Raw genomic sequence first — 272 nt, 5'->3', positions numbered from 1 at the left:
CGTTGCCGCGACGCTCAATAACCTCGGCCCTGGCTTAGGGGTCGTAGCTGATAACTTCACTTCAATGAATGACGTGGCGAAATGGATTCTTATTTCCACCATGTTATTCGGGCGTCTCGAGGTATTCACCTTGCTGGTGCTGTTCACGCCTACTTTCTGGCGTGAATAATTAATAAGGATGCTGACATGAAAGCGCTGATTCTCTATTCCACTCGCGACGGACAAACCAGGAAGATTGCCTCTTCTATTGCTGATGTGATCCGTCAGCAGCA

2 protein-coding genes are annotated in these 272 nt (G+C 48.9%); both read left to right on the top strand.

Annotated features, from left to right (window positions below; translation table 11 throughout):
• A partial coding sequence (locus SB765_RS29705) for a potassium transporter TrkG (RefSeq protein ID WP_410932505.1) occupies positions 1 to 169 on the top strand: 169 nt, incomplete at its 5' end.
• A 17-nt stretch (positions 170 to 186) separates the two neighbouring features.
• The coding region (locus tag SB765_RS29700) for a flavodoxin domain-containing protein (protein WP_410932504.1) at positions 187 to 272 on the top strand (86 nt) is incomplete at its 3' end.

The sequence above is a fragment of the Pseudomonas sp. SIMBA_067 genome (assembly GCF_046534675.1).
Classification (GTDB): domain Bacteria; phylum Pseudomonadota; class Gammaproteobacteria; order Pseudomonadales; family Pseudomonadaceae; genus Aquipseudomonas; species Aquipseudomonas putida.
This window is presented reverse-complemented; position numbering and strand designations above follow the sequence as displayed.